A 20,380-nucleotide genomic window follows, 5' to 3' on the forward strand; every position below is an offset into this window, starting at 1 on the left:
TATATTCGTACAGCGATTGAATAGAGGGAACGCCCGTGGTGAATGTTGAACAATTGAAAAGCAGCGTCAATCGCATGTCCGCCGATGTGGTGCGCGACGCGGTCAACGAGCTGCGCCTCGATGGGCTGGTCACGGAAGGCAAGACGCCCTTCAACAAAGTGCATTTCAACACCTGCTTTGCGGAAATCGAGGCGCTGTTCCAGCGTGCCGGTTATCACAAACAGTTGGATGTGGTGGGTTATCAAGGCTTGCTCTACGCGCTCTATGATCCGGGCCGTTGGGAAGCAGTGGACGTACTGCGCTGGCTCAAGGAGTTCACCGAGGCGGCGAGCGCTTCGCCGGTGCTGCGGGCCCAACTGGCCAAGGCATGAGAACGGCCCTAGGCTCAATCGCGCTCCATGCGGGATAATGCCCGCCTGTTTCCAGGTTCGAGCATTTGCATGTCCACTTCCGGTTTTTCCGCCGCCCAGCACCAAGCCAGCACGTTGTATCTGCCACCGGGGCCTTGGGCAACGGTGATCGACTGCCTGTGCGATCACTTCCCGGCCATTGGCCGTGAGCAGTGGCTGGACCGCATTGCCCGGGAACGAGTGCTGGATATCAATGGCAGCCCGATCAGCCTGGGCCTGGCCTACAAGGAAGGCCTGTGCATCTATTACTTTCGCGAAGTACCCAACGAAAAAGTGATTCCGGTACAGGAAACTATCCTGTACGCCGATGAACATCTGGTGGTGGCGGACAAGCCGCATTTCCTGCCGGTGACTCCCGCCGGCGAGTACGTTGAGCAAACCCTGTTGCGTCGCCTGATCCGTCGCCTGGACAACCCCGCCCTGGTGCCGTTGCACCGCATTGACCGGCACACGGCGGGGCTGGTGCTGTTCTCGGCCAACCCGCAAAGCCGCTCGGCGTACCAGCAACTGTTTCCCACGCGGCGTATCGACAAATTCTACGAAGCCATCGCCCCGGCCCTGCCGAATCTGAGCTTTCCCCTGGTGCATAAAAGCCGCCTGGTGGATGGCGAACCCTTCTTTCGGATGCAGGAAGGGCCGGGCGCCAGCAACACCGAGACGGCCGTTGAAGTGCGCGAGAAAAAGGGTGGTTTGTGGCGTTACGGTCTGTTCCCGGTGACCGGCAAGAAACACCAGCTGCGCGTACACATGACTGCCCTCGGGGCGAGTATCTGCAATGACCCGTTCTATCCCGTTGTGGTCAAGGACGCCGAGGACGACTACGCCCACCCCCTGAAGCTGCTGGCCCAGGGCGTGCGTTTCATCGACCCGCTAAATGGTGAAGAACGCAGTTTTCACAGCCGTATCACCCTCGACTGGTAAACGCCGCAAACGACAAGGCCCGCGCTAGGCGGGCCTTGTTGGCAAGCGTTAAGGCTTACAGATCTTTAACGGTGCGAACCTGGTCTTTATTGATGCGGGTGCGCTTGCCGTCAAGCTGTTGGAATTCGTAGAAACCCGAATCTTCGTCAAATTTCGGGGTGTCGACGGCCTGGATTTCGCGACCGTCATTCAGGGTGATCACTGTTGGCGAGGCGCAACCGGCGAGGGTGGCGAGGCCCAGTGCAAGCATGAGAGCGGCGATGGTCCGTTGAGTCATGAGTTTGTCTCCGAGAAAATACTTTTAAATTGCTGACCTTGTGACGTATGGGACGTCGGCAAAGTTCCTTGTGAAAGGCTCATTCTGACACGCCAGCCCGTGGGTGCAACAGCTCGGGCGTATTAAGATTGGCCAGGCGCGGGTCATCGGCCGGGCATTCCAGGCCGACGCCACCCAGTTGCAGCAGGACCTTGCGCGGGCTGCGTTCACCCGCTTGCCAGGCCCGTTCCACCTGATCTTTCAGGTCTGTTGGGATAATGCACAGCAAGGGTTCCCAGAACTCGCCATGACGCACCATGACGGGAACCTGCGGATTGCGTTGGGCAATCTGACGCAAGTCGGCCAGCAGTCGCTCATCAATCTGCGGCACATCGCACGGCAAGATCAGCAGATGTTCATGGCGTGCAGCGAAGAGTCCTGCTCGGATACCCGCCAACGGGCCGGGAAAGTCCGGGCTGTCATCACTGACCAGTTGGTCGGCATAGGGCGCGTAGTGTTCAAGGTTGCGATTGCACGAGATGATCAGGTCATCCGTGAGCGGCCTGGCCAGCCGTTGCAGGTGGGCAATCAAGGGCTCGCCCCGCCATTGAAGCAGCCCCTTGTCCTGGCCGCCCATGCGTTGGCCACGACCACCGGCCAACAACAGAATCGAACAAGGCAGGGGTGAAGATTCAAGAGACATGGCGGTTCCACTGCGGCAGGTAAAGAGGGGCCTGTGATATAACATCGGGCTGTTTTTTCGACAACTGGACCGAGCCATGAAAGCCAAGGCCGATGCGCCCTTTGTACCCCTGAATATTGCTGTATTGACCGTCAGCGACACCCGCACCCTGGACACCGACACCTCCGGCCAGGTCTTCGTCGATCGCCTGACCGCCGCCGGCCACCACCTGGCCGAGCGCGTGCTGCTCAAGGACGACCTCTACAAGATTCGCGCCCAGGTTGCCCACTGGATCGCCGAAGACGTGGTGCAAGTGGTGCTGATCACCGGGGGCACCGGCTTCACCGGCCGTGACAGCACCCCTGAAGCCGTGAGCTGCCTGCTCGACAAGCAGGTCGATGGCTTCGGCGAACTGTTCCGCCAGATCTCCGTGGCCGATATCGGCACCTCCACCGTGCAATCGCGCGCCCTGGCCGGCCTGGCCAATGGCACCCTGGTGTGCTGCCTGCCGGGCTCCACCAATGCCGTGCGCACCGGTTGGGATGGCATCCTCGCCGAGCAACTGGATAATCGTCACCGCCCATGCAATTTCGTCCCGCACCTGAAGCAGGCCCAACCCTGTGAATCCCGTGGATAAGCCGGGCAAGACCGGCGCACTGATGCCGGTGGAAGCAGCCTTGCAGCGGCTGCTCGCCATGGCGGAATCGGCGCCGATCCGTGACCAGCATGTGCTGCCCCTGGCGCAGTGCGATGGCCGCGTACTGGCTCAGGACCTGATCTCGACGCTCGACCTGCCGCCGTGGCCCAACAGTGCCATGGACGGCTACGCCGTGCGCCTGGCGGACTGGACCGGGGAACCGCTGGTGGTGAGCCAACGGATTTTCGCTGGCACTGCGCCCGAGCCGCTGGCGGCCGGCACCTGCGCACGGATCTTTACCGGCGCGCCGGTACCCGAAGGCGCAGACTGCGTGCAAATGCAGGAAAACGCGGTGGTTCATGCCGATCAGCGCGTGAGTTTCACCGAGCCGTTACGGGTGGGCGACAACATCCGACCACAGGGCCAGGAGACTACGTTGGGTGAGTGCGTACTCAGCGCCGGAACGCGCCTGGGGCCCATCGAGTTGGGCCTGGCTGCGTCTCTGGGGCGGGATCGGCTCGATGTGGTGCGTCGCCCGCGCGTGGCCGTGCTGTCGACCGGCGACGAATTGATCGAGCCAGGCTTTCCGTTGGGCCCGGGGCAGATCTACAACAGCAACCGTCGCGTGCTGTGCAGCTGGCTGGCGCGCATGGGCTGCGAAGTGATCGATGCGGGGATTCTGCCGGATGATCTGGAACAGACCCGTACGTGTTTGGCCGGCCTGGGTAGCGTCGACCTGATCTTGTCTACCGGCGGTGTGTCGGTGGGCGAAGCGGACTTCCTCGGCATTGCCTTGCGTGAAGAGGGCGAGTTGGCGTTGTGGAAGCTGGCGATCAAGCCAGGCAAACCGCTGACCTTCGGGCATTTTCGTGGCGTGCCGGTGATCGGCCTGCCAGGTAACCCGGCCTCGACCCTGGTGACCTTTGCGCTATTGGCGCGCCCGTACCTGCTGCGCCGCCAAGGCGTGGCGCAGGTGCAGCCGCTGCGTTTCGAGGTGCCGGCAGGATTCGACTGGCCCAAGCCTGGCAACCGCCGCGAATACCTGCGCGGGCGTATCGAGCAGGGCAAGGCGATTATCTATCGCAACCAGAGCTCCGGGGTGCTGCGCAGTGCGGCGTGGGCGGAGGGGTTTGTGGAGGTGATGGAGGGGACCACATTGGCCATTGGCGACCGGGTCAATTTCATTCCTCTGAGTGAAGTCCTGAACTGAACACAGATCAAAAAATGTGGGAGGAGGCTTGCTCCCGATAGCGGTGTATCAGCCCCAGATAGGTTGGCTGTAATGACGCTATCGGGAGCAAGCCCCCTCCCACAGTGGATCTTGGTATGCCTGTGGCTACTCAGTAATCGTCGCCACGCTCAGTGACATCCCGCTCCATCGGCCCCGCATCCGGGTCGTAGCCCACCGGGAACTTGCCCTTCAACGTCCATGCAAACGCAATGATCTCGGCAATCGTGCGATAGAGCTCTTCTGGAATACTGTCCCCCAGTTCCATACGCGCCAGCAGCTTCACCAGCTCGGCATTTTCATAGATCGGTACTTCATTCTCCCGTGCCAGCTTGAGAATCGCTTCGGCCAGGGCGTCATCGCCCTTGGCGGTCAGGGTGGGGGCTTGTTGGCCGTCGTACTTGAGGGCGATGGCCTGACGGGGTGGGGCGGCGTTCTTCATGCGGTTTCATCCACCCAGCGTTGTTCCAATCCGGTTTTTGCACCGCGTGGCGGGGTGCCCAGGTGGCAATCCAGGTCGCCGACGTTAAGTCCGGATGACACCAGGCGCTCGCGCAGGCTGCCCAGGTGACTTTCGATCAAGCTGGCGGTGAAAGGGCGACTGGCCCACAACTGGCTGGACAGTTTGCCCTGGGACAACTGCGCCTGAACTTGCAGCGGCCCCAGCGGCTCCATGTCGAAGGCCAGCTCGACGCGCCAGAGCATCTGCTTCGGATCTTTTTTATCCTTGCGCTCGGGCTGATCCTTGTCGGGCGCAGGCTCCTCGCGCTGAAACTTGACCTGCAACGGCACGATGTCTTGCAGGGTGCGCATGGGGATTTCCAACTGCCACGTGGTTTGCAGGCGGCCATCGGCGGTGGTGCCGGTCTGTTCCAGGCTCGACAGTTGGTGGCTCTGCAAGCGCGAGATCGCCCCGGCGGCCAGGCGCAGCAGGTTTTCCAGGTCGCCTTCACCTTCCAGTTTCGCGATCAGCCGCTCCGGCAAGGGGAAACCGGCAGGTATCTGCCGAGCGCCAACCTGGCCGAGAGTGTTCAACGGGCTGCGCACAAAGTGCGGCAGCACCTGGGCCAGGGTATTGGCGGCGAGGATCGCATTCAGGTTGGTGTTGGCGGGCAGGGCGGGCAGCAGGTCCGCGACCAGGCGCAACAGCGCGCCTTTCATATCCAGCGGTGGGATTTGTGGGTTCTGCCCAGCGAGCAATTTGGCTTCCAGGAAGGCGCCGCTGTTTTGCACCACTTGTGCCAGTACCTTGGGATTGCTGACTTGCGCCAGATCGGGCAAGGCTGCCAGTAAACGCTCGGCAGCGGCCCGCAGCTCGGCCGAGGTGTTGTCGCCACGGGGCAGGTTCTGCAGGGCAGTGAACACCGCATCCAGCGAGCCTTGGCGACTTTGCTGGGTCGCCAGTTGCTGCGTCACGGCCAGTTGGTCTTTCAGCCCGCTCAGCGGCACAAAATTCAGGGTTTGCGCGTTCTGCACCACGGCACTGAGCAAGCTGCCGACCCGCAAGGGTTGAGGGCTTTCCAGCGTCAGCGTGGTACCGGCCAGGGCATTATTGAGCACACTCACCAGCGAGCGATAGATCGCCGCTTGCGCTGAGCCTTGAGGCAGCATCTGGGTGGTCAGCACCTTGGCTTGCAGCAGGGTGCCCACCGGCATTTGTGTGGTGTCGAGGCGGGTGAGGGCGGCCACGTTGGCGCTCATGGCTTGCTGCAAGCTGATGGCCAGGTTGCCCGCAGGCGTTTGGCTCACTGCCACATTGCTGCCCAGGGGCAAGGGCTGGGCGCTGCTGGCTTGAACCAGGGTCTGGCGACCACCTTCAAGGGTCAGCTTGAGCAACAGCTGAAAGGCTTCACTGCCTTGTTTCAGCGCGATGACTTCAGCGTTTACGGTTTTTCCGGCGCCAATCAACCCGGCCTGTGGCTCCAGGAGCTTGAGCAACTCGCCAGCCGCAGGCAGCGGGGCAGCCTTGGGTGCTGAGGCTGGAGGCAGTGGAGGAAGATTGATCTCACCGGTCATCGTGCGCATCGTCTCTGGGGAAATTGCCCTCTTTAGAGTAGGGCATCGCATGTATAATGCCGCCCGTCTGCAAAGAGAGCGGTAAAAACCTCACAACTATTTGATCCAGCTCTCTAAAATCGGTCGCCAAAGTCGTTATTGTGCATCTCTCTATAACGGCCGCTGCACCGCCGACTTGAACCGTAAAGGCCCGCGATCTCTTGACCAGCCCTCTTCTTGAAGCCGTAGCGCTTGCCTGTGAACGCGACCTGCGCCTGTTGTTCGAGCAACTCGACCTGCGTCTGGCGGCTGGCGACATGGTGCAAATCAGCGGCCCCAATGGCAGCGGCAAGACCAGTTTGCTGCGTCTGCTGGCCGGTTTGATGCAGCCCACGGCGGGTGTTGTTCGGCTCAACGGTAAGCCCCTGCACGAACAACGTGCCGAGCTGGCACGCAACCTGGTCTGGATCGGCCACGCCGCCGGTATCAAGGACGTGCTCAGCGCCGAAGAAAACCTCAGCTGGCTCAGCGCCCTGCATCACCCTGCTACCCGCGATAGCATCTGGCAGGCCCTGGCCGCCGTTGGCCTCAAGGGCTTTGAAGATGTGCCCTGTCACACGCTGTCAGCCGGCCAGCAGCGCCGCGTGGCCCTGGCGCGTTTGTACCTGTCCGGCCCGCCGCTGTGGATTCTCGACGAACCCTTCACCGCTCTCGACAAACAGGGCGTAGCCCAACTCGAAGAGCACTTGGCCCGGCACTGCGAGCAGGGCGGCCTGGTGGTGCTCACCACCCACCATACCCTGGCGCGCAAGCCGGGTGGTTACCGGGAGCTGGATCTCGGACGGTGGTCGGCATGAGTGTGTTTGCCCTGTTGGTGGCCCGTGAAGCGCGGCTGTTGTGCCGTCGCCCGGCCGAGCTGGCCAACCCGCTGGTGTTCTTTGCGATTGTGATCGCGCTGTTTCCGTTGGCGGTCGGCCCGGAGACTAAACTGTTGCAAACCTTGTCCCCGGGACTGGTGTGGGTCGCGGCGCTTTTATCGGTCCTGCTCTCGCTGGACGGGCTGTTTCGCAGTGATTTCGAAGACGGATCCCTGGAGCAGTGGGTCCTTTCGTCGCACCCCCTGCCACTTCTGGTACTGGCCAAGGTACTGGCACACTGGGCGTTTTCCGGCCTGGCGCTAGTCTTGCTCTCGCCGCTGCTGGCGATGATGCTGGGCTTGCCCGTCGAATGCCTGCCCGTGTTGCTGGTGTCCTTGTTGCTCGGTACGCCGGTGCTCAGCCTGTTGGGGGCGGTGGGCTCCGCCTTGACTGTGGGCCTGAAAAGGGGTGGCCTGCTGCTGGCCCTGTTGATTCTGCCTTTGTATATCCCGGTGTTGATCCTGGGCAGCGGCGCTTTGCAAGCCGCGCTCATGGGGATGCCGGCGACCGGTTACCTCTTGTGGCTTGGTAGCCTGACCGCCCTGGCGGTAACCCTGACACCCTTTGCTATAGCCGCCGGCCTGAAAATCAGCGTCGGTGAATAATGAGGTCTGACTCGGCGTTAATGACGTTGAGTCAGTAAAGACCCTAAGCTTTTCGCCACGACGAAAAGCACCCGTGATGGAAAATGCAATGAACTGGACCTGGTTTCACAAGCTCGGCTCGCCCAAATGGTTTTATGGCATCAGTGGCAAGCTGCTGCCGTGGTTGAGCGTCGCCGCCGTATTGCTGATCGGCACCGGCCTGGTCTGGGGCCTGGCCTTCGCGCCGCCGGACTACCAGCAAGGCAACAGCTTTCGCATCATCTATATCCACGTCCCAGCCGCGATGCTGGCCCAGTCCTGCTACGTGATGCTGGCGGTTTGCGGCATCGTCGGCCTGGTGTGGAAGATGAAACTGGCCGATGTGGCCCTGCAATGCGCTGCACCTATTGGTGCGTGGATGACCGCCGTGGCGCTGGTCACCGGCGCGATCTGGGGCAAGCCGACCTGGGGTTCCTGGTGGGTGTGGGATGCACGCCTGACCTCGATGCTGATCCTGCTGTTCCTGTACTTCGGCCTGATTGCCCTGGGCAACGCCATCAGCAATCGCGATAGTGCCGCCAAGGCCTGCGCGGTGCTGGCGATTGTCGGTGTGATCAACATCCCGATCATCAAATACTCGGTAGAGTGGTGGAACACCCTGCACCAGGGCGCCACCTTCACCCTCACCGAAAAACCGGCGATGCCCGTGCAAATGTGGGCGCCACTGCTGCTGATGGTGCTGGGGTTCTACTGCTTCTTCGGCGCCGTGCTGTTGCTGCGCATGCGCCTTGAAGTGCTCAAGCGTGAAGCCCGCACCAGTTGGGTCAAAGCCCAAGTGCAAACCAGCCTGGGAGCGCGGGGATGAACTTTGCTTCTTTCAGTGATTTTCTCGCCATGGGCCACCACGGCCTGTATGTCTGGAGCGCCTACGGCATCTGCCTGGCAGTGCTGGCCCTCAACGTTGCCGCGCCGATCCTGGCCCGCAAGCGTTACCTGCAACAAGAGGCGCGACGTCTGCGCCGGGAGACCGAAAAGTGAATCCGCTGCGTAGAAAGCGTCTGTTGATCATCCTTGCCATCCTGGTCGGCGTCGGCATTGCCGTGGGCCTGGCCTTGAGCGCCCTGCAGCAGAACATCAACCTGTTCTACACCCCCACCCAGATCGCCAACGGCGAAGCCCCGCTGGACACGCGCATCCGCGCCGGCGGCATGGTGGAGCAGGGCTCGTTGAAGCGTTCCGGCGATTCTCTGGACGTGACCTTCGTGGTCACCGATTTCAACAAGGCCGTGACCATCACTTACCGCGGCATCCTCCCGGACCTGTTCCGCGAAGGCCAGGGCATCGTCGCTCTGGGCAAACTCAACGCCGATGGTGTGGTAGTGGCGGACGAAGTGCTGGCCAAGCACGATGAAAAGTACATGCCGCCCGAGGTCACCAAGGCCCTGAAAGACAGTGGCCAGTCCGCGCCCGCGACCCCAGCCAAGGAGGGCTAAGTGATGACGTCCGCATTGTTTATTCCTGAACTGGGCCAACTGGCGATGATCCTCGCCCTGTGCTTTGCCGTGGTCCAGGCCGTGGTGCCGTTGCTCGGTGCCTGGCGCGGCGATCGTTTGTGGATGAGCCTGGCGCAGCCGGCCGCCTGGGGTCAGTTTGCCTTCCTGCTGTTCGCCTTCGGTTGCCTGACCTATGCCTTCATGACCGACGACTTTTCCGTCGCCTATGTCGCGAACAACTCCAACAGCGCCTTGCCCTGGTACTACAAGTTCAGCGCCGTGTGGGGCGCCCACGAAGGTTCGTTGCTGCTGTGGGCGCTGATCCTCGGCGGCTGGACCTTTGCCGTGTCGGTATTCTCGCGCCAACTGCCGCAAGTGATGCTGGCGCGAGTCCTGGCGGTGATGGGCATGATCAGCATCGGCTTCCTGCTGTTTCTGATCATGACCTCCAATCCATTCAGCCGCATCCTGCCGCAGATCCCCGCAGACGGGCATGACCTCAACCCGCTGTTGCAGGACATCGGCCTGATCGTGCACCCGCCGATGCTCTACATGGGTTACGTGGGCTTCTCCGTAGCTTTTGCGTTTGCCATCGCGGCCTTGCTTGGCGGGCGGTTGGATGCGGCGTGGGCGCGTTGGTCACGGCCATGGACCATCGTCGCCTGGGCTTTCCTCGGTATCGGTATCACCTTGGGTTCGTGGTGGGCCTACTACGAACTCGGCTGGGGCGGTTGGTGGTTCTGGGATCCGGTGGAAAACGCGTCCTTCATGCCCTGGTTGGTGGGCACGGCGCTGATTCACTCCCTGGCAGTGACCGAAAAGCGTGGCGTATTCAAAAGCTGGACGGTATTGCTCGCCATCGCCGCGTTTTCCCTCAGCCTGCTCGGCACGTTCCTTGTGCGTTCGGGGGTGCTGACGTCAGTGCATGCGTTTGCCTCCGACCCCGAACGCGGCGTGTTCATCCTGATCTTCCTGCTGTTTGTGGTGGGCGGTTCCCTGACCCTGTTCGCCCTGCGTGCGCCGGTGGTCAAGAGCCAGGTCGGTTTCAACCTGTGGTCGCGCGAAACCCTGTTGCTGGGCAATAACCTGGTACTGGTGGTAGCCGCGTCAATGATCCTGCTCGGCACCCTCTACCCGCTGGTGCTGGATGCCTTGAGCGGCGCCAAGCTGTCCGTGGGCCCGCCGTACTTCAATGCGTTGTTCATCCCGTTGATGGGCCTGTTGATGGTAGTGATGGCGGTCGGTGTGCTGGTGCGCTGGAAAGACACCCCGGTGAAATGGCTGGCAGGCATGTTGATGCCGGTGCTGTTGGGCAGCGTGGCCCTGGCAGTGATCGCCGGGTTCGCCTACGGCGACTTCAATTGGGCGGTACTCGCCACGTTCCTGCTGGCAGCCTGGGTGTTGCTGGCCGGCGTGCGGGACATCTTCGACAAGACGCGCCACAAAGGCCTGATCAAAGGCTTGCCCACCCTGACCCGCAGTTACTGGGGCATGCAGATCGCTCACATTGGCATCGCCGTGTGCGCTTTGGGCGTAGTGCTCTCCAGCCAGAACAGCGCCGAGCGCGACCTGCGCCTGGCGCCAGGTGAGTCCATGGACCTGGCCGGTTACCAGTTCATCTTCGAAGGTGCCAGGCACTTCGAAGGGCCGAACTTCACCTCGGATAAAGGCACCGTGCGCGTAGTGCGCAATGGCAAGGAAATCGCCGTATTGCACCCTGAAAAGCGCCTGTACACAGTGCAAAGTTCAATGATGACCGAAGCCGGTATCGACGCCGGTTTCACCCGTGACCTGTATGTGGCGCTGGGTGAACCCTTGGGCGACGGCGCCTGGGCTGTGCGGGTGCATGTCAAACCCTTCGTGCGCTGGATCTGGTTCGGCGGGTTGCTCACAGGCTTTGGGGGTTTGCTCGCCGCGCTGGATCGGCGTTATCGGGTCAAGGTCAGCAGCCGTGTGCGTGAAGCATTGGGCCTTTCGGGAGCTGCGGTATGAAACGTTGGTTGATGGTGGTGCCGCTGGCATTGTTTCTGCTGATGGCAGTGTTCCTGTATCGCGGGCTGTACCTGGACCCGGCCGAGTTACCCTCGGCGATGATCGGCAAGCCGTTTCCCGCGTTCAACCTGCCGACGGTGCAGGGTGACAAGACCCTGACCCAGGCCGACCTGCAGGGCAAGCCGGCGCTGGTCAACGTGTGGGCCACCTGGTGCATCTCCTGCCGCGTCGAACACCCGGTGCTGAACAAACTGGCCGAGAAGGGCGTGGTGATCTACGGCATCAACTACAAGGACGACAATGCGGCGGCCTTGAAATGGCTGGCCGAGTTTCATAACCCTTACCAGCTCGATATCCGTGATGAAGACGGCAACCTGGGTTTGAACCTGGGCGTCTATGGCGCGCCGGAAACCTTCTTCATCGACGCCAAGGGCGTGATCCGTGACAAGTTCGTCGGCGTGATCGACGAGGTAGTCTGGCGTGAGCAACTGGCCGCCAAGTACCAGGCCCTGGTCGATGAGGCCAAGCCATGAAGCGTTGGTTGACCGCTGCTGTTTTAGCCCTGGGCCTGGCCGGTGTGGCCCATGCCGCCATCGACACCTATGAATTTGCCAATGACGCCGAGCGTGAGCGTTTCCGCGACCTGACCAAGGAACTGCGCTGCCCCAAGTGCCAGAACCAGGACATCGCCGACTCCAACGCGCCCATCGCCGCTGACCTGCGCAAAGAAATCTTCCGCATGTTGGGGGAGGGCAAGGATAACCAGCAGATCATCGACTTTATGGTCGACCGCTACGGTGATTTCGTGCGCTACAAACCGGCCCTTACCGGCAAAACCGCGCTGCTCTGGTTCGGCCCCGCCGGGCTGCTGCTGGCCGGCGTTGTGGTCATGGCCGTGATCGTACGCCGTCGCCGCGCCGCGCCGACTGATGGCTCCGATGCGCTGTCCCCTGAAGAGCGCAAACGCCTCGACCAATTGCTGGACACCAAGACTGATGATTGATTTCTGGCTCGCAGCCGGCTTGCTGCTTCTGATTGCCCTGAGTTTCCTGTTGATTCCTGTACTGCGTGACCGTCGCGCCCAGCGTGAAGAGGATCGTACCGCGCTGAACGTGGCGCTGTATCAGGAACGCGTCGCCGAGCTGCAAGTGCAGCAGGACGAAGGTGTATTGAACGCCGTGCAACTGGATACGGGCCGCGCCGAGGCGGCTCGCGAGTTGCTGGCCGATACCGAGGGCGTGGAAAAGCCCCGTGAATCGCGCCTGGGCAAACCGCTGCCGTTTTTGGCGGCGTTTCTGGTGCCGGTGCTTGGCGTTGCGCTGTACCTGCATTATGGGGCGAGCGACAAGGTCGAACTGACCCGTGAATTCTCACAGCCTCCGGTGTCCATGGCCGACATGACTCAGCGCCTGGAGCGTGCCGCGGCAGCCCAGCCGGATTCGGCCGAGGGCCTGTATTTCCTGGGGCGCGCCTACATGGCTCAGGACCGTTCCGCCGATGCCGCCAAAGTCTTTGAACGCACCGTAGCCTTAGCCGGGCGCCAGCCGGAATTGCTTGGCCAGTGGGCCCAGGCACAATACTTTGCCGACAATAAACAGTGGTCGCCCAAGGTGCAGGCGCTGACCGACGAGGCGTTAAAGCTCGATCCCAAGGAAGTCACCAGCCTTGGCCTGTTGGGGATCGCGGCTTTTGAAGGCCAGCGTTATCAGGAAGCGATCGATTACTGGAACCGTCTGCTGGCGCAACTGCCACCGCAGGACAACTCCCGTGTAGCGCTGCAAGGCGGTATTGACCGGGCTGGCGAGAAGCTTAAAGAGAGCGGCGGTACGGTCGCGCACAAGGCGGTAATGACCGTGCGTGTAGACCTGTCCGCCGAAGCGAAAGCCAAAGCCTTGCCGACCGACACTGTGTTCATCTTCGCCCGTGCAGTCAGCGGCCCACCGGCACCCTTGGCGGCCAAGCGCGTCACCGTTGCCGAACTGCCCATCACCGTCGAACTGGGCGATGCCGACGCGATGATGCCGCAGTTGAAACTGTCCAACTTCCCCGAAGTCCAACTGGTTGCGCGCATATCCCGGGCCGGCCAACCGACCACTGGCGAATGGATCGGCCGCAGCCAACCGCTGGCCAGCAGCACCACTGCGCTGCAGCAATTGACCATCGACACTCCGGACAAGTCATTCTGAGGAAACGCCCATGACCGCATTTGCACGCATCACCCTGCTCAGCCTGGTACTCGGCCTGAGCGCCTGTGCGGTCCACCGCCCACCTGCGGCACCCACCGGCCCGACCATCCCGCCATCGGGCCCGTCGACTCAGCCGAGTACCAAGCCTTCCGGCCCGGTGACCCCGCCGCCAAAGCCACTGCCAAGCAAGTCACCCACCTTTGCTCCACCACCGGGGGCTGCCAGCCACTGGGACGGCAAGATGCAGGTGTACGTGCTCGACGACCAGCCCGACACCTTCTACCGGCAGCGTACCTACTACCGCTGGAGCAACGGCTGGAGCCGTTCCATCAGCCCCAACGGGCCCTGGGAAGAAACCAATGTGCAAGGCGTGCCGCCGGGGTTGAGCAAGCAGTACGCGCAATGACCTGTGGCGAGGGAGCAAGCTCCCTCGCCACAGTTGCCAGTTCTGTCTTAACTGACTTGCAGCAGGGCTTGCCCCCTCCCACAGGTGCGCGGCAGCGCGCACTCGGGTAATGTGGCCGCCGCCGGCCTGGCTGGCGAAAAATTGCTGGATATACTTTCCAGTGGCCGCTACCTGGCGCAGGTCGGTTGCTGCGAAGCGTTGCCGGGGGCGCAACAAGCCTGGAGACAAGCCAAGAGGGTGTTTTGATGACGGGCAGGTTGATCTATCTCATCGGGCCATCGGGTTCGGGCAAGGACAGCCTGCTGGATGCCGCACGCCTGCGCTTGCAGGCGCGTGGTTGTCGCATGGTGCGCCGGGTGATCACACGCTCGGCGGAGGCAGTCGGCGAAGCGGCGCAAGGGGTGAGCCCGCAGGAGTTTGCGCGGATGGACGCCGAGGGCGCGTTTGCCTTGAGCTGGCAGGCCAATGGCTTGTCGTATGGCATCCCCAGGGAAATCGACGAGTGGCTGGCCGCAGGGGACGATGTGCTGGTCAATGGCTCTCGCGCCCACCTGGCGCAGACCCGTGAGCGTTACCCGACATTGTTGGTGTTGCTGCTGACGGTCGATCAAGCCGTATTGCGCCAACGTTTGATCGCACGCGGGCGTGAGTCATTGGCGGACATCGAAGAGCGATTGGCGCGCAACGCGCGATTTACCGCTGAGCTGATTGCCGGAAACGGCGCGGGTTTGTTTGTGTTGGATAATTCCGGGCCCTTGGTGCATACCGTCGAACGCTTGCTGTGCTGCCTGGATCAGGCGCACTCGGTAGCTGCGGGCAATCAAGGTGTGTAGGCATTGATCATGTTTCAGATCAGATAAAAGCCTTCACCTCAAGCGTGTTTTCTTCGGTATGTTTGAGTGGGTTTCTTGATGTTGTTAAGTAAAATTCTTGATTGAATTAAGTTGATTTGTTGAAAACTGTTTCTTCTGTGGCTTAACGCCTTTGTGGCGATTGGTATGTAGGGGTGTGTCGATCCGATTAATACTTGTACGGACTTTTTGCTGTTGTGTTTAATAAATGCTTTCGCAAAAAAATAACGGTAGTTAAGGTGTTTTTGATATGGGATTTTTATCGGGCTGGCCACGGATAAGTCAGTGTCGGTAATTCATGTATGGACGGTTAACTCTTCACTGTTCAGAGTATCAATACACCATGCAAATCCCTGTTAGGCATTCTGCCCGTACGCGCGCTCCGGCGATGTCGCAGTCCCGGTTATCAGCCGCTGAGAACGCAGTTGTTCTCTGGGCAAACAATAAAAAAACCTTCACCACGGATCAGGCAGCGAAACATATTACGCGCAGTGGATCCAAGTTTCATGATCTCAATAAAGATGGCAAGGTTGTCGTCGGCTTTAATTTTGCTGGCGGTTTCAATGCCGCGCAGAAAGAGCGAGCCAGACAAGCCCTGCAATACTGGGCGGATGTCGCCAATATCGAATTTGTCGAAAACGGCTCAAACACCGATGGCACCATCAGTATCAAGGGCACGTCGGGTTCGTCGGGCTGGGCAAGGCTGCCTAACAGGCATTACTCCAGAGTCCAGGCCAACATCGGCACCAGCGGTGCGCATAACCCGACCATGGGCAGCCACTTCCTGGGTTTGTTGATCCATGAACTGGGGCACACCCTCGGGTTGAGTCATCCGGGTGGATACGATGGTGGTGGCTTCAATTACGAGCGCTCTGCCGAATATGCCCAGGACACCAAGGCACGCAGTGTCATGAGTTATTGGGCGGAGACTTATCAGCCTGGGCATAATTTTGCCAGGCACAGCCCGGTAGCGCCGATGATGGATGATATCGCCGCGGCCCAGCGGCTTTACGGGGCGAATAGCAAAACCCGCAATACCGATACCACCTACGGCTTCAACTCCAACTCCGCTCGGGAGTTCTATAGCCTCAAGCGCGGGAGTGACAAACCGATTTTCACCGTTTGGGACGGCGGTGGTAACGACACGCTCGACTTCTCCGGGTTCACCCAGAACCAAACCATCAGCCTCAAGGCCGAAACGTTCTCGGATGTAGGTGGCTTGCGGGGGAATGTGTCGATTGCCAAGGGCGTGAGCGTGGAGAATGCCATTGGTGGTTCCGGCGACGATACATTGATAGGCAACGAAGCTGGCAATCGTCTTACGGGCGGCCGGGGTGCGGATAAGCTTCACGGTGGTGCTGGGGCGGACACGTTCGTTTATCACCGTGTCGTCGATTCAACGCCGCAGAACCCGGACATCATCCAGGACTTCCAAAGCGGGATCGACAAGATTGACCTGACCGGAGTGCTTCAGACTGCGCAGCTCAAGTCGCTGAATTTCTCCGACCGATTCAAAGGCCGGGCGGGGGATGCGGTGCTCGGGCATGACTCGGCGACGGGGCGTTTCACCCTGGCGGTGGATACGACTGGCACTGGCACAGCTGATCTGTTGGTGACCAGCCAAGGCCAGATCAAACAGACGGATGTGGTGTGGAGCGGGCAGGCCCCAACGGTAATTCCTTTCCCCACCCCTGAAACCATTGTCGCGCCTGTTCCAGAACCTCTCCCGACGCCTATTCCAGAACCGACTCCAGACACAGACCAGCCGCACGAACCGGGTCCCAGGCCAGGGGGGAGCTTTATCCAGAACGTTTTTTCATCGTTCACGGGTTTTATAAGCAGGCTGTTTTCGATTTTTTCCTGAGTTTTCAACATTCGGTAAAACAGCCGCCAGTCCGGGCGATGCTTTTTGCGCCTGAATAATGGTAACTCTAGGGTTACTTTTATTCAGGCCAAGCCACGGAGGCAGCGGTGCAGAGCAGGCTATTGATCAAGGAGTTGCAGGAAGCGCGCCGGGTTGTTTCAGTTTTAAGGAGAGCATTCATGCAATACCCAATCTGTATCGAATGGGGCGATGATTTCACCGCCACCGGTATCCAGATCCCTGATATCCCAGGCGCGGTCACTGCCGGGGACAGTTTCGAAGAAGCCTACAATGCCGCCGTGGAAGTGGCGCATATCCTTTTGCAGGAAATCGCCGCAGAGGGTGGGGTGATTCCGATGCCAACCTCGGTCGCCACTCATCACGCTCATGAAGACTATCTGGGCATGGGCTGGGGCATGTTGGAACTGGACATCTCGCCTTATCTTGGCAAGACCGAGAAGGTCAATGTGACCTTGCCCGGCTATGTCATTCAGCGCATTGACCGTTATGTGCGCGAGCACAAGGTCAAAAGCCGGTCCTCCTTTCTGGCGGATGCGGCGCTGGAGAAGTTGGTGCGCTCTTAGGCGGTTGCCACCTTCACCTGGCGCGATGCAGAAAGGAAACGCAACAACGCCACCAGTGGGAAAGCGCTGCCCACCAGCATCACGCTCAGCCAGCCGCCGTGTTCATACACGCTGCTGGCAATTGCCGAACCGAACGCACCGCCGATGAAGATGCTGGTCATGTACAGCGCGTTCAGGCGGCTGCGGCTGTGGGCATCGAGGGCGTATACAGCGCGCTGGCCGAGGACCATGTTCATCTGCACGCAGAAGTCCAGAACCACGCCGGTCACTGCCAGGCCGATCACGCTGTACACCGGATGCACGAACGCGGGCAGGAAACTCAACGCGCCAAACAGCATTGCCAGCAGCGAGGCGCGGTGGGTGTGGCCGGCATCGGCCAGGCGACCGGCGATGGGCGCGGCGATGGCGCCCAGGGCACCCACCAGGGCGAACAGCGCGATTTCACTTTGGCTCAGGCCATGGTTGCGCGCCAGCTCCAGTGGAGCAGCGGTCCAGAACAGGCTGAAGGTGGCAAACATGCACGCCTGGTAAAACGCACGCTGGCGCAATACCGGCTGCTTACGCAGCAAGGTGCCCAGGGAGCGCAGCAATTGGGCGTAGCTGGCGCTGTGATCGGGTTGACGCTTTGGAATGGTCAGCATCAGCACCACGCTGATAAACGCCATCAAGGCGGCGGCGGCCATAAACATCGCACGCCAGCCGAAGTGGTCGGCCACCACGCTGGACACCGGCCGCGCCAGCAGAATGCCCAGCAGCAAGCCGCCCATGATGCTGCCGACCACACGACCACGGGACTCGGCAGGGGCCAGGTGCGCGGCGAGCGGGATGAGGATCTGCACCGATACCGAACTGAAACCGATCAGTAGCGACACCAGCAAGAACAGGTTGGGCTGTTCGGTGAACGCTGCGCCCAACAGGCTCGCGATAGCCACCACGGTGGTGAAGATCATCAGCCTGCGGTTTTCCAGCAAATCACCCAACGGCACCAGGAAGAACAGGCCCAAGGCATAACCGATTTGCGTCAGCGACACGATCAGGCTGGCCATCGCCGGCGTCAGGCCGATGTCCGGGGCAATCAGTTCGATGATTGGCTGCGCGTAGTAGATGTTGGCGACGATGGCGCCGCAGCAAAACGCGAACAGCATGACCATGCTCCGGGTCATGGTGCCTGTGGCGTGAGAGGTAGCGTTCATGGCGTGCTCGTAAGGCGAAGGACGATGGGGTGAGAGAGTAAAGGCAAGGGCCGGCAGTGAGTAGGCCGCTTGGCGTGATAACTGTCATGCCGCGAAATAATGACTCAATGCAAAACCCAATGTGGGAGGGGGCTTGCTCCCGATAGCAGTGTGTCAGTCAGCACAGGCATTGGCTGACACACCGCTATCGGGAGCAAGCCCCCTCCCACAATTTTGATCGAGTCTATTCAGTCAAGATCATTCACTGGCCGGAGTAGATCTGGTCAAACACCCCACCATCGTTGAAGTGAGTCTTCTGCACCGTGCGCCAGTCACCAAAGGTTTTCTCCACCGACAGGAAGTCCACCTTCGGGAAGCGGTCGGTGTATTTGGCCAACACCTTCGGATCCCGTGGGCGCAGGTAGTTGTTGGCCGCAATTTCCTGACCCTCTGGCGACCACAGGTACTTCAGGTAGTCTTCAGCGGCAGCACGGGTGCCTTTCTTTTCGACCACTTTGTCGACCACCGAAACGGGCGGCTCGGCTTCGGCGGAAACGCTTGGATAGATCACTTCGAACTGATCGCGGCCAAACTCACGGGCGATCATTTCTGCTTCGTTCTCAAAGGTCACCAGCACGTCGCCGATCTGGTTGGTCATGAACGTGGTGGTCGCGGCACGCCCACCGGTGTCCAGCACGGGCGCTTGTTTGAACAGTTTGCCGACGAAGGCCTTGGCCTTCTCTTCGTCGCCGCCGTTCTTGAGCACATAACCCCAAGCCGACAGGTAGGTGTAGCGGCCGTTACCCGAGGTTTTCGGGTTGGGCACGATCACCTGCACGCCGTCCTTGAGCAGGTCCGGCCAATCTTTCAGGGCTTTGGGGTTGCCTTTGCGCACGATGAATACGGTCGCAGAGGTAAAGGGTGCACTGTTGTTCGGCAGGCGCGTGACCCAGTTGTCCGGCACCAGCTTGCCATTGTCGGCCAGGGCATTGATGTCGGTGGCCATATTCATGGTGATCACATCAGCCGGCAGGCCGTCGATTACCGAGCGCGCCTGTTTGCTGGAGCCGCCGAAGGACATCTGCAGGGTCAACTTGTCGTTCGGGTGCTCGGCTTCCCAATGCTTCTGAAAAGCGGCGTTGTAGTCCTTATAGAAGTCGCGCATCACGTCGTAGGAGACGTTGAGCAGGGTGGTCGCTGCCTGGGCAGAGCCCGCCAGGGCCAGGCCGGCGGCCAGAAGAGAGGCGCTGAGGATTTTTTTCACTGCTCATTCCTTGTTGTTCGAGAAGAGGGGAGGCAATTTGCCAGCGACTATAGCCGGGCCTGCATAGACCTTTAAAGATTAAAACGAACTTTGCTTATTCCAGTTTATGGAAAAGATTGCTGCCACAGCGCGAGCAAAACGCGGCGTTGGGTTCGTGGCTGTCTTTCTTGCACGCCGGGCACTCGGTACGCAGCTGTTCACCACGCATGGCACTGGCCAGCTCGGCGGTAAAAATGCCCGTGGGTACGGCAATGATCGAATAACCGGTGATCATGACCAGCGATGAAATCACCTGGCCCAGCGGTGTCTTGGGCACGATATCGCCGAAGCCCACGGTGGTCAGGGTCACGATGGCCCAGTAGATGCCCTTGGGAATGCTGGTAAACCCGTGTTCCGGGCCTTCGATCACGTACATCAAGGTACCGAACACCGTCACCAGCGTGCACACGCTGACCAGGAACACCACGATCTTCTGCTTGCTGCCGCGCAGCGCTGCCATCAAATAATTGGCTTGCTTGAGGTACGGGCTGAGCTTGAGCACGCGGAAGATTCGCAGCATCCGGATGATGCGGATGATCAGCAGGTACTGCGCATCGCTGTAGTACAGGGCGAGGATGCCGGGGACGATGGCCAGCAGGTCCACCAGGCCATAAAAACTGAAGGCATAGCGCAGCGGCTTGGGCGAACAATACAGGCGCAGGCCGTACTCGATGGCGAAGATCAGCGTGAAGCCCCATTCGATATAGGCCAGCACGTCCGCGTAGTTCTGGTGGATCTGGTCGATGCTGTCGAGCATCACGATCACCAGGCTGGCGAGGATGATCAGCAGCAGGATGCCGTCAAAGCGCCGCCCGGCGACGGTATCGCTTTGAAACACCATGATGTAGAGCCGCTGGCGCCAGTCGTTGTTGCTGTCCATAAATCCTGCCTGAAGCGAA

General features: G+C 60.6%; 24 protein-coding genes and 1 pseudogene. 18 read left to right on the forward strand and 7 right to left on the reverse strand.

What is annotated here, in order from left to right:
* Positions 1-35 precede the first annotated feature (35 nt).
* Complete coding sequence (locus E3O56_RS23890) at positions 36-371, forward strand: hypothetical protein (RefSeq protein WP_003189932.1); 336 nt, start codon at positions 36-38, stop codon at positions 369-371.
* Positions 372-440: 69 nt separating this feature from the next.
* Positions 441-1,331, forward strand: coding sequence for a pseudouridine synthase (locus E3O56_RS23895; RefSeq protein WP_248129096.1), 891 nt, complete (start codon positions 441-443; stop codon positions 1,329-1,331).
* 55 nt (positions 1,332-1,386) lie between these two features.
* On the opposite strand, the gene E3O56_RS23900 is transcribed toward E3O56_RS23895, so the two are convergent.
* Positions 1,387-1,608, reverse strand: a complete 222-nt coding sequence (locus tag E3O56_RS23900) for a YgdI/YgdR family lipoprotein (RefSeq protein WP_005786486.1) — start codon at positions 1,606-1,608, stop codon at positions 1,387-1,389.
* Between the two features lie 79 nt (positions 1,609-1,687).
* Positions 1,688-2,290: a molybdenum cofactor guanylyltransferase MobA gene (mobA, locus tag E3O56_RS23905; RefSeq protein WP_148852293.1), complete on the reverse strand. Its 603-nt coding sequence runs from the start codon at positions 2,288-2,290 to the stop codon at positions 1,688-1,690.
* A 76-nt stretch (positions 2,291-2,366) separates the two neighbouring features.
* Between mobA and moaB the strand changes: the two genes are divergently transcribed.
* A complete protein-coding gene (moaB, locus tag E3O56_RS23910) occupies positions 2,367-2,906 on the forward strand; it encodes a molybdenum cofactor biosynthesis protein B (RefSeq protein ID WP_032877117.1) in 540 nt (179 codons plus the stop codon).
* Positions 2,890-4,116, forward strand: coding sequence for a gephyrin-like molybdotransferase Glp (gene glp, locus E3O56_RS23915; protein WP_248129097.1), 1,227 nt, complete (start codon positions 2,890-2,892; stop codon positions 4,114-4,116). The genes moaB and glp overlap by 17 nt, the downstream gene beginning before the upstream one ends.
* A 130-nt stretch (positions 4,117-4,246) precedes the next feature.
* Here the strand turns inward: glp and E3O56_RS23920 are convergent, their stop codons facing one another.
* Together E3O56_RS23920 and E3O56_RS23925 are read right to left on the reverse strand one after the other, a co-directional pair.
* A complete protein-coding gene (locus tag E3O56_RS23920) occupies positions 4,247-4,576 on the reverse strand; it encodes an EscU/YscU/HrcU family type III secretion system export apparatus switch protein (RefSeq protein ID WP_032877115.1) in 330 nt (109 codons plus the stop codon).
* On the reverse strand, positions 4,573-6,150 hold the full coding sequence (locus E3O56_RS23925; RefSeq protein ID WP_216090954.1) for a flagellar hook-length control protein FliK: 1,578 nt from the start codon (positions 6,148-6,150) through the stop codon (positions 4,573-4,575). The genes E3O56_RS23920 and E3O56_RS23925 overlap by 4 nt, the downstream gene beginning before the upstream one ends.
* Positions 6,151-6,350: 200 nt before the next feature.
* Between E3O56_RS23925 and ccmA the strand changes: the two genes are divergently transcribed.
* The 14 genes and pseudogenes from ccmA (at position 6,351) to E3O56_RS23995 (ending at position 17,006) form a co-directional block, all read left to right on the forward strand.
* Positions 6,351-6,986, forward strand: coding sequence for a cytochrome c biogenesis heme-transporting ATPase CcmA (ccmA, locus tag E3O56_RS23930; protein WP_103735067.1), 636 nt, complete (start codon positions 6,351-6,353; stop codon positions 6,984-6,986).
* Complete coding sequence (ccmB, locus tag E3O56_RS23935; RefSeq protein WP_005786500.1) at positions 6,983-7,651, forward strand: heme exporter protein CcmB; 669 nt, start codon at positions 6,983-6,985, stop codon at positions 7,649-7,651. The genes ccmA and ccmB overlap by 4 nt, the downstream gene beginning before the upstream one ends.
* Before the next feature lie 88 nt (positions 7,652-7,739).
* Positions 7,740-8,495, forward strand: coding sequence for a heme ABC transporter permease (locus tag E3O56_RS23940; RefSeq protein WP_228309587.1), 756 nt, complete (start codon positions 7,740-7,742; stop codon positions 8,493-8,495).
* On the forward strand, positions 8,492-8,668 hold the full coding sequence (gene ccmD, locus E3O56_RS23945) for a heme exporter protein CcmD (RefSeq protein WP_078820712.1): 177 nt from the start codon (positions 8,492-8,494) through the stop codon (positions 8,666-8,668). Before E3O56_RS23940 ends, ccmD begins: the two co-directional genes overlap by 4 nt.
* Positions 8,665-9,123 (forward strand): cytochrome c maturation protein CcmE, encoded by a 459-nt coding sequence (gene ccmE / locus E3O56_RS23950; RefSeq protein WP_005786506.1) that lies wholly within the window; start codon positions 8,665-8,667, stop codon positions 9,121-9,123. The genes ccmD and ccmE overlap by 4 nt, the downstream gene beginning before the upstream one ends.
* Before the next feature lie 3 nt (positions 9,124-9,126).
* Entirely contained in the window at positions 9,127-11,115 is a 1,989-nt protein-coding gene (locus E3O56_RS23955; RefSeq protein WP_032877111.1) for a heme lyase CcmF/NrfE family subunit, read from the forward strand.
* Positions 11,112-11,648, forward strand: coding sequence for a DsbE family thiol:disulfide interchange protein (locus E3O56_RS23960; RefSeq protein ID WP_005786510.1), 537 nt, complete (start codon positions 11,112-11,114; stop codon positions 11,646-11,648). The genes E3O56_RS23955 and E3O56_RS23960 overlap by 4 nt, the downstream gene beginning before the upstream one ends.
* On the forward strand, positions 11,645-12,118 hold the full coding sequence (locus E3O56_RS23965; RefSeq protein ID WP_005786512.1) for a cytochrome c-type biogenesis protein: 474 nt from the start codon (positions 11,645-11,647) through the stop codon (positions 12,116-12,118). The genes E3O56_RS23960 and E3O56_RS23965 overlap by 4 nt, the downstream gene beginning before the upstream one ends.
* Entirely contained in the window at positions 12,111-13,301 is a 1,191-nt protein-coding gene (ccmI, locus tag E3O56_RS23970) for a c-type cytochrome biogenesis protein CcmI (RefSeq protein ID WP_078820713.1), read from the forward strand. The genes E3O56_RS23965 and ccmI overlap by 8 nt, the downstream gene beginning before the upstream one ends.
* A gap of 10 nt (positions 13,302-13,311) precedes the next feature.
* Positions 13,312-13,707: a hypothetical protein gene (locus E3O56_RS23975; protein ID WP_005786516.1), complete on the forward strand. Its 396-nt coding sequence runs from the start codon at positions 13,312-13,314 to the stop codon at positions 13,705-13,707.
* A gap of 84 nt (positions 13,708-13,791) precedes the next feature.
* Positions 13,792-13,953 (forward strand): annotated as a pseudogene (locus E3O56_RS23980) (hypothetical protein); the annotation flags it as partial.
* The gene (gene phnN / locus E3O56_RS23985; RefSeq protein ID WP_032877108.1) at positions 13,953-14,540 is read left to right on the forward strand and encodes a phosphonate metabolism protein/1,5-bisphosphokinase (PRPP-forming) PhnN; all 588 of its coding nucleotides are present in this window, start codon (positions 13,953-13,955) and stop codon (positions 14,538-14,540) included. The pseudogene E3O56_RS23980 and the gene phnN, both read left to right, overlap by 1 nt.
* 406 nt (positions 14,541-14,946) lie before the next feature.
* On the forward strand, positions 14,947-16,422 hold the full coding sequence (locus E3O56_RS23990) for a M10 family metallopeptidase C-terminal domain-containing protein (RefSeq protein ID WP_236648026.1): 1,476 nt from the start codon (positions 14,947-14,949) through the stop codon (positions 16,420-16,422).
* Between the two features lie 179 nt (positions 16,423-16,601).
* Positions 16,602-17,006 (forward strand): type II toxin-antitoxin system HicB family antitoxin, encoded by a 405-nt coding sequence (locus E3O56_RS23995; protein WP_032877106.1) that lies wholly within the window; start codon positions 16,602-16,604, stop codon positions 17,004-17,006.
* Here the strand turns inward: E3O56_RS23995 and E3O56_RS24000 are convergent.
* From E3O56_RS24000 to E3O56_RS24010, 3 genes are all read right to left on the reverse strand, one after another.
* Entirely contained in the window at positions 17,003-18,199 is a 1,197-nt protein-coding gene (locus E3O56_RS24000) for an MFS transporter (RefSeq protein ID WP_081883284.1), read from the reverse strand. The two genes, E3O56_RS23995 and E3O56_RS24000, sit on opposite strands and share 4 nt — an antisense overlap.
* A 241-nt stretch (positions 18,200-18,440) precedes the next feature.
* On the reverse strand, positions 18,441-19,442 hold the full coding sequence (locus tag E3O56_RS24005; protein WP_005786529.1) for a sulfate ABC transporter substrate-binding protein: 1,002 nt from the start codon (positions 19,440-19,442) through the stop codon (positions 18,441-18,443).
* A 94-nt stretch (positions 19,443-19,536) separates the two neighbouring features.
* Positions 19,537-20,361, reverse strand: a complete 825-nt coding sequence (locus E3O56_RS24010; protein ID WP_005786531.1) for an ion transporter — start codon at positions 20,359-20,361, stop codon at positions 19,537-19,539.
* Positions 20,362-20,380 lie beyond the last annotated feature (19 nt).

Source organism: Pseudomonas sp. W2Aug9, assembly GCF_023127755.1.
GTDB classification, from domain to species: domain Bacteria; phylum Pseudomonadota; class Gammaproteobacteria; order Pseudomonadales; family Pseudomonadaceae; genus Aquipseudomonas; species Aquipseudomonas synxantha_A.

What these genes read in the sequence shown, in the direction of transcription:
- moaB (WP_032877117.1), top strand. Translation starts at nt 2,367, where the DNA reads ATGAAAGCCAAGGCCGATGCGCCCTTTGTACCCCTGAATATTGCTGTA.
- E3O56_RS23990 (WP_236648026.1), top strand. Translation starts at nt 14,947, where the DNA reads ATGTCGCAGTCCCGGTTATCAGCCGCTGAGAACGCAGTTGTTCTCTGG.
- E3O56_RS23940 (WP_228309587.1), top strand. Translation starts at nt 7,740, where the DNA reads ATGAACTGGACCTGGTTTCACAAGCTCGGCTCGCCCAAATGGTTTTAT.
- E3O56_RS24000 (WP_081883284.1), bottom strand. Translation starts at nt 18,199, where the DNA reads ATGAACGCTACCTCTCACGCCACAGGCACCATGACCCGGAGCATGGTC.
- E3O56_RS23960 (WP_005786510.1), top strand. Translation starts at nt 11,112, where the DNA reads ATGAAACGTTGGTTGATGGTGGTGCCGCTGGCATTGTTTCTGCTGATG.
- E3O56_RS23975 (WP_005786516.1), top strand. Translation starts at nt 13,312, where the DNA reads ATGACCGCATTTGCACGCATCACCCTGCTCAGCCTGGTACTCGGCCTG.
- mobA (WP_148852293.1), bottom strand. Translation starts at nt 2,290, where the DNA reads ATGTCTCTTGAATCTTCACCCCTGCCTTGTTCGATTCTGTTGTTGGCC.
- E3O56_RS23900 (WP_005786486.1), bottom strand. Translation starts at nt 1,608, where the DNA reads ATGACTCAACGGACCATCGCCGCTCTCATGCTTGCACTGGGCCTCGCC.
- E3O56_RS24010 (WP_005786531.1), bottom strand. Translation starts at nt 20,361, where the DNA reads ATGGACAGCAACAACGACTGGCGCCAGCGGCTCTACATCATGGTGTTT.
- E3O56_RS23920 (WP_032877115.1), bottom strand. Translation starts at nt 4,576, where the DNA reads ATGAAGAACGCCGCCCCACCCCGTCAGGCCATCGCCCTCAAGTACGAC.
- E3O56_RS23895 (WP_248129096.1), top strand. Translation starts at nt 441, where the DNA reads ATGTCCACTTCCGGTTTTTCCGCCGCCCAGCACCAAGCCAGCACGTTG.
- E3O56_RS23955 (WP_032877111.1), top strand. Translation starts at nt 9,127, where the DNA reads ATGACGTCCGCATTGTTTATTCCTGAACTGGGCCAACTGGCGATGATC.
- E3O56_RS23925 (WP_216090954.1), bottom strand. Translation starts at nt 6,150, where the DNA reads ATGACCGGTGAGATCAATCTTCCTCCACTGCCTCCAGCCTCAGCACCC.
- E3O56_RS23995 (WP_032877106.1), top strand. Translation starts at nt 16,602, where the DNA reads ATGCAATACCCAATCTGTATCGAATGGGGCGATGATTTCACCGCCACC.
- E3O56_RS23965 (WP_005786512.1), top strand. Translation starts at nt 11,645, where the DNA reads ATGAAGCGTTGGTTGACCGCTGCTGTTTTAGCCCTGGGCCTGGCCGGT.
- ccmI (WP_078820713.1), top strand. Translation starts at nt 12,111, where the DNA reads ATGATTGATTTCTGGCTCGCAGCCGGCTTGCTGCTTCTGATTGCCCTG.
- ccmD (WP_078820712.1), top strand. Translation starts at nt 8,492, where the DNA reads ATGAACTTTGCTTCTTTCAGTGATTTTCTCGCCATGGGCCACCACGGC.
- phnN (WP_032877108.1), top strand. Translation starts at nt 13,953, where the DNA reads ATGACGGGCAGGTTGATCTATCTCATCGGGCCATCGGGTTCGGGCAAG.
- ccmB (WP_005786500.1), top strand. Translation starts at nt 6,983, where the DNA reads ATGAGTGTGTTTGCCCTGTTGGTGGCCCGTGAAGCGCGGCTGTTGTGC.